Origin of the sequence: Bradyrhizobium sp. UBA2491 (genome assembly GCF_002341725.1) — a bacterium.
Lineage (GTDB): Bacteria > Pseudomonadota > Alphaproteobacteria > Rhizobiales > Xanthobacteraceae > Bradyrhizobium.
This window is the reverse complement of record NZ_DDOP01000014.1, coordinates 1-11,502: the sequence shown is the minus strand read 5'-3', so window position 1 is coordinate 11,502 and position 11,502 is coordinate 1. Positions and strand designations below refer to the sequence as shown.

The 11,502-nt window shown below is 65.8% G+C and carries 11 protein-coding genes; 3 read left to right on the top strand and 8 right to left on the bottom strand.

Translation table 11 applies throughout. The features are described 5' to 3' along the window. Nucleotides 1-153: 153 nt before the first annotated feature. Nucleotides 154-747 (bottom strand): GNAT family N-acetyltransferase, encoded by a 594-nt coding sequence (locus B2W55_RS03355; protein ID WP_024578995.1) that lies wholly within the window; start codon nucleotides 745-747, stop codon nucleotides 154-156. Between the two features lie 150 nt (nucleotides 748-897). On the opposite strand from B2W55_RS03355, the gene B2W55_RS03350 reads away from it, so the two are divergent. Then, the gene (locus B2W55_RS03350; protein ID WP_024578994.1) at nucleotides 898-1,179 is read left to right on the top strand and encodes a hypothetical protein; all 282 of its coding nucleotides are present in this window, start codon (nucleotides 898-900) and stop codon (nucleotides 1,177-1,179) included. Between the two features lie 177 nt (nucleotides 1,180-1,356). Here B2W55_RS03350 and glpK read toward each other — a convergent pair whose 3' ends face one another. The 4 genes from glpK to B2W55_RS03330 form a co-directional block, all read right to left on the bottom strand. Beyond that, nucleotides 1,357-2,859 (bottom strand): glycerol kinase GlpK, encoded by a 1,503-nt coding sequence (gene glpK / locus B2W55_RS03345; RefSeq protein WP_024578993.1) that lies wholly within the window; start codon nucleotides 2,857-2,859, stop codon nucleotides 1,357-1,359. Nucleotides 2,860-3,178: 319 nt separating this feature from the next. Next, the gene (locus tag B2W55_RS03340) at nucleotides 3,179-4,120 is read right to left on the bottom strand and encodes an SGNH/GDSL hydrolase family protein (RefSeq protein WP_371412398.1); all 942 of its coding nucleotides are present in this window, start codon (nucleotides 4,118-4,120) and stop codon (nucleotides 3,179-3,181) included. A gap of 80 nt (nucleotides 4,121-4,200) precedes the next feature. Continuing rightward, on the bottom strand, nucleotides 4,201-4,968 hold the full coding sequence (locus B2W55_RS03335) for an SGNH/GDSL hydrolase family protein (protein WP_024578991.1): 768 nt from the start codon (nucleotides 4,966-4,968) through the stop codon (nucleotides 4,201-4,203). Further along, a complete protein-coding gene (locus B2W55_RS03330) occupies nucleotides 4,965-6,230 on the bottom strand; it encodes an OpgC domain-containing protein (protein WP_024578990.1) in 1,266 nt (421 codons plus the stop codon). The genes B2W55_RS03335 and B2W55_RS03330 overlap by 4 nt, the downstream gene beginning before the upstream one ends. 233 nt (nucleotides 6,231-6,463) lie before the next feature. Between B2W55_RS03330 and apaG the strand changes: the two genes are divergently transcribed. Continuing rightward, nucleotides 6,464-6,862 (top strand): Co2+/Mg2+ efflux protein ApaG, encoded by a 399-nt coding sequence (apaG, locus tag B2W55_RS03325; RefSeq protein WP_024578989.1) that lies wholly within the window; start codon nucleotides 6,464-6,466, stop codon nucleotides 6,860-6,862. A gap of 19 nt (nucleotides 6,863-6,881) precedes the next feature. Here apaG and B2W55_RS03320 read toward each other — a convergent pair whose 3' ends face one another. The 3 genes from B2W55_RS03320 to B2W55_RS03310 all read right to left on the bottom strand — a co-directional run bounded on the left by B2W55_RS03320 (nucleotide 6,882) and on the right by B2W55_RS03310 (nucleotide 10,212). Beyond that, entirely contained in the window at nucleotides 6,882-7,886 is a 1,005-nt protein-coding gene (locus tag B2W55_RS03320) for an Hsp33 family molecular chaperone (RefSeq protein ID WP_024578988.1), read from the bottom strand. 194 nt (nucleotides 7,887-8,080) lie between these two features. Next, complete coding sequence (gene argF / locus B2W55_RS03315; protein WP_024578987.1) at nucleotides 8,081-9,007, bottom strand: ornithine carbamoyltransferase; 927 nt, start codon at nucleotides 9,005-9,007, stop codon at nucleotides 8,081-8,083. Beyond that, nucleotides 9,007-10,212, bottom strand: a complete 1,206-nt coding sequence (locus B2W55_RS03310; protein ID WP_024578986.1) for an aspartate aminotransferase family protein — start codon at nucleotides 10,210-10,212, stop codon at nucleotides 9,007-9,009. Before B2W55_RS03310 ends, argF begins: the two co-directional genes overlap by 1 nt. Nucleotides 10,213-10,708: 496 nt before the next feature. Here B2W55_RS03310 and B2W55_RS03305 point away from each other — a divergent pair, with 496 nt between their 5' ends. Then, nucleotides 10,709-11,221 (top strand): GcrA family cell cycle regulator, encoded by a 513-nt coding sequence (locus tag B2W55_RS03305; protein ID WP_024578985.1) that lies wholly within the window; start codon nucleotides 10,709-10,711, stop codon nucleotides 11,219-11,221. Nucleotides 11,222-11,502 lie beyond the last annotated feature (281 nt).

The following is an 11,502-nucleotide window of genomic DNA, read 5'->3' as shown; positions in this document are numbered from 1 at the left end:
GTCGTCCCTGCGAAAGCAGGGACCCATAGCCACCGGCTTTCGCCGCGGCCAATGCTGCCTGCCTCAGCGCTGCAAACCAACTCACTTCAGTGGTGATGGGTCCCGGGTCGCGCTTACGCTTGCCCGGGACGACGGCGGTGTTCGGAGCCGCACCTATTCAATCACCGGCACGTGCCTCGCCGCATCGCGCGGCGCCATGCCGTTGAGCCTTGGATCGTCGGCGACTTCGATCTGCCGGCGGAACGCGCGAAAGCCCGAGCGCTGGTAGAACGCGACCGCGGAAGGATGGTCGAAGGTGCATGTATGCACCCAGACGCGGCTGACGTCGCGTGACCACGCGATCTCGAGCGCGCGGTTCATCAGGAAGCGCGTGGCGCCAGTGCCGATCAATTTTGCGGTGACGCCGAAATAAAGCAGCTCGCAATTGCCGGGCTCGCTGAAATCGAGTTCGAGCAGGCCTTCGTCATGGCCATCGACGACCAGCCCGTAGAGTTCGACGCCGGGCGCATGAATCCTTGACGCAAGATCGGAATCTTCGAGCCCGGTGCGGGTGAACCATAGCCACTCCTCGCCGACTCGGCGATAGAGATCGCGATACCAGCCGAGCGCGGGCGGCTCGACCTTGCGCAGGCGCCACGCGCCCGGCGGGTCATCGCGCAACGGCGGGCGCGCGGTCATTTCCAGATGGGTGACGACGGCGGCGATCTTGCCGTCGGGGATGTCGGAATATCCGTCAGGCAGCAGCATCGCGATCTCTGTTTCCATATTGCCGGCGGGAAATATCGGTGTGTCTCGCCGCAGATGCAATGCAACGCTGCGTAACAAAGTTACCGATTTGTCAGTCGGGATTTCGGCGAATCAGGCGCTCCATGTGGAGAGGCCACCGGAGCAAACACCGTGTCGCGCCATCACACGCTGCCGCCGATCATCTATACGCCGCCGCCCCCGAAGCCGAAGCCCACGCGCCGGCGACGCGGCATCGGTTACGCCTATGGCGCAGGCGCCGCCAATGAGGCTGAGGATATCGGCGACGGCGCGCCGGTGCGCAGCGCGCCGGTCGTGCCGCAGCATGCGCGCCCGGTCGAGACCGTCGAGCGGCGCGTCCCGTCACCGAACGGCAAGCTCAGCGACGACACGCTGCGCGCAATGCTGGAATTGCAGGAGAAGCAGGAGGGATAGCGCGCGGCGCTTTCCGCGCACCCTGTGTCGTCCCGGCGCAGGCCGGGCCCCCATTGCCACAGGGTTTTGTTGTCGGGGCACGCTGCGGCCCCAGCGTCGCAAGACGATCGGCATTCGTGGTTATGGGTCCCGGCCTGCGCCGGGACGACGGCGGAGTTTGCTGGACGGGCCGTCCCCTCACTCCCCCTCGTCGCTCGCCAGCACGCCCTTGACCGCGCGGGCCCAGCCGGCGAGCTTGCGGTCGCGCGTCGCTTCGCTCATCGCCGGGCGGAAGCGGTGCTCGAGCCGCCAATTGTCGGCGAACTTCGCGGGCTCCGGATAGACGCCGGCCTCAAGGCCGGCGAGATAGGCGGCGCCCAATGCCGTGGTCTCCTGGATCATCGGGCGGTCGACCGGCGCGTTGAGCAGGTCGGCGAGCCGCTGCATGGTCCAGTCGGAGGCGGTCATGCCGCCGTCGACGCGCAGCACGGTGTTGGCAGCGTTGGCCTCGGGCCAGTCGGTGCGCATCGCGGCCCACAGATCGAAGGTCTGGTAGCAGACGCTCTCCAGCGTCGCATGCGCGAGCTCGGCCGGGCCGGTGTTGCGGGTCAGCCCGAACAGCGCGCCGCGCACACGCGGATTCCAGTAAGGCGCGCCCATGCCGACGAAGGCCGGCACGAGATAGACGCTCTGCATGCTGTCGGACTTGTCGGCGAGAGGTCCGGTCTCGGCGGCGTGCTTGATGATGCCGAGCCCGTCGCGCAGCCACTGCACCGCGGAGCCAGCAACGAAGATCGAGCCTTCCAGCGCGTAGGTGCGCTGGCCGCCGAGTTGGTACGCGATCGTGGTCAGCAGCTTGTTCTTCGAGGCCACCGGCGTGGTGCCGGTGTTGAGCAGCGCGAAGCAGCCGGTGCCGTAGGTCGACTTCATCATGCCGGGCTCGAAGCAGGCCTGGCCGATGGTCGCGGCCTGCTGGTCGCCGGCAATCCCCGAGATCGCGATCGGGCCGCCGAACAGATCAGCCGTGCTCTCGCCGAACCGGGCGGAGGAATCCTTCACCTCGGGGAGCATCGAGCGCGGCACGCGCAGAAGCTTGACGAGATCGTCGTCCCAGGCGCCGGTGTGGATGTTGAACAGCAGCGTGCGCGAGGCATTGGTGGCGTCGGTGGCGTGCACGCGGCCGCCGGTGAGCCGCCACAGCAGATAGCAGTCGACGGTGCCGAACAACAGCTCGCCGCGCTCGGCGCGTTCGCGCGCGCCCGGCACGTGATCGAGGATCCAGGCGACTTTGGTGCCCGAAAAATACGGATCGATGATCAGGCCGGTCTTCGCCGAGATCGCGGGCTCATGGCCTTCGGCCTTCAACCTGGCGCAGATGTCGGCGGTGCGGCGGTCCTGCCAGACGATGGCGCGGTGCACGGCCTGGCCGGTGGCGCGGTCCCACACCACGGTGGTCTCGCGCTGGTTGGTGATGCCGATCGCGGCGATATCCCTGGCCTTCAGGCCGGCCTTCTCCAGCGCCTCGCGGCACACCATGATGGTCGAGGTCCAGATGTCCTCCGGCTCATGCTCGACCCAGCCGGAGGCCGGGAAATGCTGCGGAAACTCCTGCTGCGCCACCGCGGCGATGGAGATGTCGCTGCGAAACACCATGGCGCGCGACGAAGTGGTGCCCTGATCGATGGCCAGCACGAAAGACATGAGCGTTTCCCTTGAGGCTTGGTCGAGGCGCCAAGGGAGCGGATTACCGCGGTGAGGTCAAGCTGGGACGGCAATGGCGAGAGACCTATGGGCCTAGGGCGCAAGTGGCGCCACACGCTCCGCCGTCGTCCAGGCGAAGGCCGGGACCCATACTCCGCGGCGGATGTTGTAGGCGGGACTCGTCATTCCTAGAGCGCGCGACAATAACCCTCGGTGGTTATGGGTCCCGGCCTTCGCCGGGACGACACCGAATGCTTGGTGCCGCCGGTGATTCATGCGCTTACGTTCTCTGCCGCGGGCCAGCGTGAAGCGCGGCCGATCACATCGGCCGGTAAGTGCGCACGTCCGCCGGCACGTTGACGCCGATCTTGATCGCGCCGACCGAGCGGATGATGTCGTCGCCGAGCAACTGGGCGAAGCACGCATAGCCCCAGTCGTTCATGTGCAGGCCGTCGGCGATGACGAAATCGTTGATCGGGATCGCCTGCTTCTCGTGCCAGTCGCGCATCACCTCGAAGCGCGGGAAGATGCCGACATGGCGCAGCGCGGCGATGCGGCCGAGCAGCTTCACCATGCCGCGCGCGCTTTCGGGGCGCTCGGTGACGCGCGGCGAATATTGCGGATCGACCAGCACGACGTCGGCGCCGTCGGCCTGGATGCGCGCCACGCCGTCCTCGACCTGTTTCTCGGTCTCGGCCGGGTCGAGATTGCGCAGCACCGCATTGGTGCCGACCTGCCAGATCACCATGTCGGGATGCACGTCGATCACTTCGGTCTGCAACCGCTTCATCATCTCCGGCGCATCCTCGCCGCCTTTGCCGCGGTTGAGCACGGTGATGTCGGCGGAGGGATATTGCCGGCGCAACTGGCCGGCGAGCCGGCTCGGATAGGTGAATTCCGGCGCCGACGATCCATAGCCCTGGGTCGAGGATGAGCCGAATGCGATGATGACGACGGGCCGGCCGGCAGCGAGCTTGGCCGCGACATGCGGCAGCGAGCCGGTGGTGTTGGCGACGCCGTTGGGCTGCTGACAGGGGACGCGATGGAAGATGTCGCTCGCCGAGCGCGCAACCTGCTTCACCTTGTCGAGCGCCTGCGAGGCGATGCCGGGCTGTTGCGAAGTGGCGACGTCGGTCGCCATCGCAGCCGGCTTGTTGGCATCGGACCGTGCGGTTTCAACCCTGGCACCCGATGAGAGCGCCGCATGCTGGTCGCCCTGGGTCTGCGCGCGCGACGGCGCAGCCGCGAACGGCGCAAACACCACCAGCGCTGCTGCGGCGCACCGGCGTCGCGCTGCGCGAGAGCGAAAAGGGAAGGCAAAACGCATCAACTCTGCTTCCTCTAATTCTGCTGCACCGGACCCAGATGGGCCGCATCGATCACGAATTTCGCCAGTGCGCGGCCGAGACAGGCGTGAACCTTCTTGGCCAGGTCGACACCATGCGAGGTGCTGAACAGGTCAAAATATCCGGCGTCGCTCCACTGCTTCATGATCGAAAACCGGTCGAACAGCGGAACGTCGTGCTGCTGCGCCACCACCTTGATATTGTCGAGATAGGGCGGCGCAGAGATCATCGTCTCCGTACGCGGGCTGTATTGCAGATTGACCAGCACCACGTCGGCCCCGGCGCCCCGTAACGCAACAACGCCGTCGTTGATGGCGGTACGGAAATCGTCCGGATCGACTGCTCGCATAGCATCGACCGTTCCGGTCTGCCAGATAACCAAAGTAGGCTTTTTTGCTTCGGCAAGCTTAACAAGGGTTCCCGCGGTCTCCTCGGCGGTGCTTTTTCCCTGTAATTCTACGGATAAATCGATCGTGGCCGCCGGAAACGCCTCTTTCAGCGCGGCCTGGAGCTTCGCCGGATAGGCGCTGGCCTCGTTGCCCTGGATGGTCGAGGAGCGGCTGCCGACCACGAGCACGTTGAGCGGCTGATTGGCCTTCAACGCATCCTTGACCTTGGGCAGCGAGCTCTCGCTCGCCAGCAGATAGGCGGGCACGTCGCAGGGTGGCGCCGGTGGATCGGCGGTGTCGCCGGCGCGCGCGGGCGCCGCCGCCAAACAGGCGACCAGCAGCGTCAGGCCCAGCATCGTCCATGCGGACTTCATGCTCCCCCTCCCGCCAGATCGGCGTTGCCGGCGGCGCCTTTTTTCGAGGCGCTTTTGTCGGCGGAGTGTTTGTACCACGAAATAATCCACGCCATGCCGCACATGATCAGGATGCCGCAGACGCTGATCAGGGCGTGCAATGCGGCACCGCCCGAGACCTCGGCAAGCACGAAATGACCGGCAAAGGCGAGGAAAACCCCGAGGCAGAATATCTCAAGCGAGTGCTGGCCACACAGGATCAATGGTCGCAGCCAGCGCGATTTCAAGCCCGGCCAATCCCGGGGCAGGAAGCGCACGGTGAGGGCTGCGAGCGCCAGGAAATGCGCGAACCGCAACACGTCAAGGTCGGTCTTGTTGATCGGATACATCCATTGCTCGATCACCTTCGGCATGATGTGGCCGAGCTGCGGCACGTACCAGGTCAGCGTCACGAAGAACGCGGCGACCAGATAGACGATGCAGATCCACATCGTGATGTTCGACGACAGGATGCGCGACATCCGCCGCGCGCCGCCGAGCGCGCACCAGGCGCCGAACACGAACAGCAATTGCCAGGCGAACGGATTGAAGGCCCAGAAGCCGTTCGGATAGGCCGACAGGTACAGGTCGAACTGCCAGGTCAGCGCGTACAGCACCACCGACAGGCCGAGCGTGACGTCGGGCTTCCACTTCATCAGCCACAGGATCAGCGGCAGGAACAGCATCAAGACAATATAGAGCGGCAGCACGTCCATGTTGACGGGACGAAAGCGCAGCAACAGCGCCTGCACGATGGTGACATCGGGCTGCTTGAGGAAGTCCATGATCCCCATCTCTTCGGAATAGAGCGGGTTCTCGAACGAGGTCGCGACATAGGAGATCTCGGCGAGGAAGATCGTGAACAGGAAGACATGCGCGACATAGATCTGCCAGACCCGGCGCAGGATGCGCGCTGTCGCGATCACGAAGCCGCCCTCCAGCATCGCCCGGCCGTAGACGAAGGCCGCGGTGTAGCCGGAGATGAAGATGAAGATCTCGGTGGCGTCGGAGAAGCCGTAATTGCGGATCGTCAGCCAGGTCAGCAGATTGGTCGGCAGATGATCGATGAAGATCAGCCACAGCGCGAGCCCGCGGAACAGGTCGAGCCTGAGCTCGCGCTCGCCGGCGGCCGGCAGCGTGATCGCGGGCGCCGCCGACCGGGCTTTCGCCTTGACGTCGCTCTTGGCGTCGCTCTTGGCATCAGCCGCGGGCGCGCCGGCTATCGGATCGGCAATCGAGCTCATCAAACACCATACCGGCGGCGATTCTCCGCACGCCGCGTTGTAGCGATCATATCGGGCCGCCCCGGGCCGACAAAGCACCGCGTGCGGCGACATGCGGCCGCGCTTTAGAGCGGAACTATGTTGAATCCGCGATGAACGCCCAGACCAGGGTGGCTTTGCGCAGCCCCGGCAGGCGATTGGTTCCGGCGGATCATTTGGCTATGATGGCAGCCGAGAGCACCGGATTGAGCCGCATGTACCGCGCCGTTACCCGCCAGATCGAAGTCACCGTCGAGCCGAATTTCATGCCTGATCGCTCGTCGGTCGAGCGGCGCGAATATTTCTGGTCCTACACGATCGTGATCACCAATTCGGGACCGGAAACGGTGCAGCTGCGCACCCGGCACTGGATCATCACCGACGCCACCGGGCGCCGCCAGGAGGTGCGTGGCGCGGGCGTCGTCGGCGAGCAGCCGGTGCTCGCGCCGGGCGCGCGCTATCAATATACGAGCGGCGTGCCGCTGCCGACCGCGTCCGGCTTCATGACCGGCAGCTATCAGATGGTCACCGAAGCCGGCGAGCGCTTCGACATCGACGTGCCGACCTTCTCGCTGGACAGCCCGAGCCCGGATGGCAAGCGGGTGTTGAACTGACGCGCTTCCGCGCGCGCCGCTATTGCTCGGCGCCGGCTTCCTGCGGGGTGAACTCGTAGACCGACGAGCAGAACTCGCAGGTCACGACGACCTTGCCGTCCTTGACCATCTCGGCGCGATCGTTCGGCGCGAAGCTCTTCAGCATCGCCGACACCGCATCACGCGAGCAGGAGCACTGCGCGCGCAGCGGTTGCGGGGTGAAGACGCGGACGCCGCGCTCGTGGAACAGGCGGTACAACAGCCGCTCGCCTGAGAGATCGGGATCGATCAGCTCGACATCCTCGACGGTAGAGAGCAGCGACTGGCCCTCGACCCAGGCGTCGTCATCGGGCACCGAATGCGTCACCGTGCCTTCCGGCGCGTCGCCGGGATGCAGGTCGGCCTGCTTGGCGCGCTCGGGCGCCTTGGGCAGGAATTGCAGCAGGATGCCGCCGGCGCGCCAGTGCAGCTTGCCGCCTTCGCCACCGCGCATCTCCTCGCCGACCGCGAGCCGCACCCGCGTCGGGATCTGCTCGGAACGCAGGAAATATTCGTGCGCCGCCTCTTCCAGGCCGTCGCCCTCGAGCGCGACGAGGCCCTGATAGCGGCTGGTGTTGGAGCCCTGATCGATGGTCATCGCAAGGTGGCCCTTGCCGAGCAGCTCGCCCGAGGTCTGGCCCGGCTTGAGCTGCGCCGCATCGTAGCGCGCATAGGCGCGCAGCCGGTCGGGCGCCTGGAAATCGACGATCAGCAGCGACACCGGACCATCGGTCCGGGTCTGAAGGATGAAGCGGCCCTCGAACTTGACCGACGAGCCGAGCAGCGTGGTCAGCACGATGGCCTCGCCGAGCAGCTTGCCGACCGCTGGCGGATAATCGTGCTTGTGCAGGATCTCGTCGAGCGCGGGGCCGAGCCGGGTCAGCCGGCCGCGCAGATCCAGCGCGCCGACCTCGAAGCCGAGCACGGCATCGTCGACAGGAACCGCCGACGGCGCGCGAACCGGCGCCTCGGCCGTGATTTTGATGTCGGGGGATTGTGAAACCATGGCGCTCTATCTGGGGTCTCGGACCGTGAAATAAAGGGGTTCAATCAACGACGGACCGTCGTCCCGGCGAAGGCCGGGACCCATCACCACCACTGTCAGTTGGTGCATCAAGCTGGGGCCCCAGCCTTTTGCAACAACGAGCAATGGTGGTTATGGGTCCCGGCTTTCGCCGGGACGACAGCGTTGAAGCGGCCTTACGCGACTTCGTTAAAACACCAGGCCAGAATGCCCTTCTGCGCATGCAGGCGGTTTTCGGCCTCGTCGAACACAACGGATTGCGGGCCGTCGATCACCTCGTCGGTGACCTCCTCGCCGCGATGCGCGGGCAGGCAGTGCATGAACAGCGCGTCGGGCTTGGCGAGCGACATCAGCTTGGCATTGACCTGATAGGGCCGCAGCACGTTATGACGATGCTCGCCCTCCTTGTCGCCCATCGAAACCCAGGTGTCGGTGACGACGCAATCGGCGCCGCGCACGGCGGCTTCCGGATCGGTGCCGAGCACGATCGGCGCGTTGGTCGCCTTGATCCAGTCACGCATCGGCTTCTTCGGCGAGAGCTCCGGAGGGGTCGCGATATTGAGCTGGAACTTGAACCGCTCGGCGGCATGCGCCCAGGAAGCCAGCACGTTGTTGTCGTCGCCGGTCCAGGCCACCGTCTTGCCCTCGATCGAGCCGCGGTTCTCCTCATAGGTCATGAGGTCGGCCATCACCTGGCAGGGATGCGAGCGCCGGGTCAGGCCGTTGATGACGGGGACGGTGGCGTGCGCCGCGAGCTCGAGCAGCGCGTCATGGTTGAGGATGCGGATCATGATCGCATCGACATAGCGCGACAGCACCCGCGCGGTGTCGGCGATGGTCTCGCCGCGGCCGAGCTGCATCTCGGTGCCGGTCAGCATGATCGATTCACCGCCGAGCTGGCGCATACCGACGTCGAACGACACCCTGGTGCGGGTCGACGGGCGCTCGAAGATCATCGCCAGCGTCTTGCCTTCGAGCGGCTTCCTGGCCTTCTCATGCGCCTTCAGCCTGGCCTTCATCGCGGCGCCGGCAGACAGCATATTGCGCAGCTCGCCGAGCGGCAGCTCGTTGATGTCGAGGAAGTGACGGACCGGCTTGCTCATTATCCGGCCTTCCTCGGCTGTGCCGCCGACAACGTCGCGCAGGCGCGCTCGAGCGAGCCGATCGACTGGTCGATCTCGGCCTCGGTCACGATCAGGGGCGCGAGGAAGCGCACCACATTGTCGCCGGCGCCGACGGTGAGCAGCTTCTCGTTGCGCAAAGCGGCGATCAGGTCGCCCGAGGGCACCACGGCCTTGACGCCGATCAGGAGGCCCTCGCCGCGCACATCCGCCAGCACGGCGGGATAGCGATCGACGACGGAAGCGAGCTTCTGCTTCAGCAGCAGCGACATCTTCTGGACGTGGTCGAAGAAGCCGGGCTTCAGCATGACGTCGAGCACGGCATTCGCCGCCGCGACCGCCAGCGGATTGCCGCCGAAGGTCGAGCCATGCGAGCCGGGCGCCATGCCCTCGGCGGCCTTCGCCGTTGCCAGCACCGCACCGATCGGGAAGCCGCCGCCGAGCGCCTTGGCCAGCGACATCACGTCCGGCGTGACGCCGACGCGCTTGTAGGCGAACAGGTCGCCGGTACGGCCCATGCCGGTCTGCACCTCGTCGAAGGCGAGCAGCAGGCCATGCTCGTCGCACAGCGCACGCAGCGCCTTGAAGAAGGCGTGCGGCGCCGAGCGCACGCCGCCCTCGCCCTGCACCGGCTCGATCAGGATGCCGGCGGTGTGCGGGCCGATCGCCTTCTTCACCACCTCGATGTCGCCATGCGGCACCTGGTCGAAGCCGTCCATCGGCGGGCCGAAGCCTTCGAGATATTTCGCCGAGCCGGTCGCGGCCAGCGTGCCCAGCGTGCGGCCATGGAAGGCGCCTTCGAAGGTGATGATGCGGTAACGCTCCGGATGGCCCTTGGAGAAGTGATAGTGGCGGACCAGCTTGATCACGCCTTCCATCGCTTCCGCGCCGGAATTGCAGAAGAACACGAAGTCGGCAAAGCTCTGCTCGCACAGCCGCGCGGCCAGCTTCTCGCCGTCCGGGCTCTTGAACAGGTTCGACATGTGCCAGAGCCTGGTCGCCTGTTCCTGCAACGCCTTGACCAGATGCGGATGCGCATGCCCGAGCGCGTTCACCGCGACGCCCGAGGTGAAATCGAGATAGCGGTCGCCATTGGTTGCGATCAGCCAGGCGCCCTCACCGCGCTCGAAGCCGAGATCGACCCTGGCGAAGACGGGAAGCAGATGCGACGGGGCGCTGTTGGTCATGGCGTTCACTGCCGGTTAGAGGCCGACAATTGCCGCGCGCCTTGACGCCAGCGCAGCAACGGCCGGCTTCGGAAAACAAAACGGCCGCCTTTGCGGGCGGCACGTGGCAACATTCTATGCTGCGGCGGGTCCGTGTCAATCGCCAGCAGCCGGCCTTAGCCGGGCTTCCGTGCGTGCGAAACGAGCGCAATCCGGAGCATTCCGGTGCGGTGGAAAAGCCTCATTGCAATCCCTAACTGTGTGGGAACATGTGGACGCGCAGCCGCGGACTCTTGCGCCAGAGTCACGCCATATTGTAGCGTTTGGGCTGTCGGGTACGACATCTCGTGCGGCAGTACTGGACCCTCTAAGTAGCCTTTGTGTCTCGCGTAAACGTTCGGGCGCAACACCGTGCCCGGCGAGGGCTAAGGGATTCTGGCCGCAGGGATATTTGTCCAGATTTGGCTCGCAACGCCGCTCCAATGACTGGCCGGCGCCATGCGAAAGGAAGAATGCGATGACGGTATTGACCTGGTCCGACGATCGCGTCGAGCAGCTGAAAAAGCTCTGGGAGTCTGGCCTTTCGGCCAGCCAGATCGCAGCGGAACTTGGCAATGTGACGCGAAACGCCGTGATCGGCAAAGTGCATCGGCTCGGCCTCTCCGGCCGTGCCAAGGCGCCCTCGACCGCCGCGCCGCGGCAGCGCAAGGCGCGTCCCGCCCAGCACATGATGCGGGTGGCGCGCCCGGTTTCGCGCGGCAACACCGCGCTCGCCCACGCCTTCGAGGTCGAGATGGAGCCCGATCCGATCTCCTACGACAACGTGGTGCCGATGAGCCAGCGACTGTCGCTGATCGAGCTCAACGAGGCCACCTGCCATTGGCCGGTCGGCGATCCCTCGAGCCCGGAATTCTTCTTCTGCGGCGGCAAGGCGCTCGCCGGCCTGCCCTATTGCGCGCACCATTCGCGCATCGCCTACCAGCCCGCCGGCGATCGGCGCCGGCCATCGGCGAAACCGCAGATCAAGTAAGCGCTCGGGAAACCACGGAAGACTTCAAAAACAAATCCCCGCTTTGGCGGGGATTTTTTTGTGTGAGATCGTAGCCCGGATGGAGCGCAGCGCACGACGTAAGGTGAGCACGCACGTCCGGCTCCCTCCCCCCTTGCGGGGGAGGGTTGGGGAGAAGGGTACCGCTTGCTCCGCTGACGAAGAATACGAGCAAAGCGCGAGCGCGCCGTCGATTCGGTTGATAGGGCGTCGCTACACGTCGTGCATCACAGCTCGGGGCTCACCCCTCTCCCCACCCTCCC

Excerpts from the sequence above, each read along its gene's own strand:
- B2W55_RS03355 (WP_024578995.1), bottom strand. The coding sequence starts at position 747 with ATGCTGCTGCCTGACGGATATTCCGACATCCCCGACGGCAAGATCGCC.
- glpK (WP_024578993.1), bottom strand. The coding sequence starts at position 2,859 with ATGTCTTTCGTGCTGGCCATCGATCAGGGCACCACTTCGTCGCGCGCC.
- B2W55_RS03335 (WP_024578991.1), bottom strand. The coding sequence starts at position 4,968 with ATGAAGTCCGCATGGACGATGCTGGGCCTGACGCTGCTGGTCGCCTGT.
- B2W55_RS03330 (WP_024578990.1), bottom strand. The coding sequence starts at position 6,230 with ATGAGCTCGATTGCCGATCCGATAGCCGGCGCGCCCGCGGCTGATGCC.
- apaG (WP_024578989.1), top strand. The coding sequence starts at position 6,464 with ATGTACCGCGCCGTTACCCGCCAGATCGAAGTCACCGTCGAGCCGAAT.
- B2W55_RS03320 (WP_024578988.1), bottom strand. The coding sequence starts at position 7,886 with ATGGTTTCACAATCCCCCGACATCAAAATCACGGCCGAGGCGCCGGTT.
- argF (WP_024578987.1), bottom strand. The coding sequence starts at position 9,007 with ATGAGCAAGCCGGTCCGTCACTTCCTCGACATCAACGAGCTGCCGCTC.
- B2W55_RS03310 (WP_024578986.1), bottom strand. The coding sequence starts at position 10,212 with ATGACCAACAGCGCCCCGTCGCATCTGCTTCCCGTCTTCGCCAGGGTC.
- B2W55_RS03305 (WP_024578985.1), top strand. The coding sequence starts at position 10,709 with ATGACGGTATTGACCTGGTCCGACGATCGCGTCGAGCAGCTGAAAAAG.